This window comes from Burkholderia sp. SIMBA_051 (assembly GCF_046534915.1).
GTDB lineage: Bacteria > Pseudomonadota > Gammaproteobacteria > Burkholderiales > Burkholderiaceae > Burkholderia > Burkholderia ambifaria.
On record NZ_JAWRXS010000636.1, the window covers coordinates 1 to 250 of the forward strand.

Annotated in this window: 1 protein-coding gene; it reads left to right on the top strand. The window is 63.6% G+C overall.

What is annotated here, in order from left to right; genetic code table 11:
* Nucleotides 1-63 precede the first annotated feature (63 nt).
* A partial coding sequence (locus SB771_RS36035) for a hypothetical protein (protein ID WP_410722166.1) occupies nucleotides 64-250 on the top strand: 187 nt, incomplete at its 3' end.

The following is a 250-nucleotide window of genomic DNA, read 5'->3' on the forward strand; positions in this document are numbered from 1 at the left end:
GTCACGCAGGCGGGCACGCCGCAGGATGCGGGCTCGACTACGCTGACGCTCTGGACCGGGGGGATGTCCGTCGATGACCTCGGTTTCTACGACAGTTTCGACTATCCGCAGTGGAGGTGGAGCCCAGGGGCGATCGGCGGGGAGAGTATCGGCAAGTTAATGACGCCGATCACCGTCACGGTTCCAAAATCGCAGGTCGCCAATCTGGACGCAACCAAGCAGACGCTCTCGCTCACGCAGCCGCTGACCG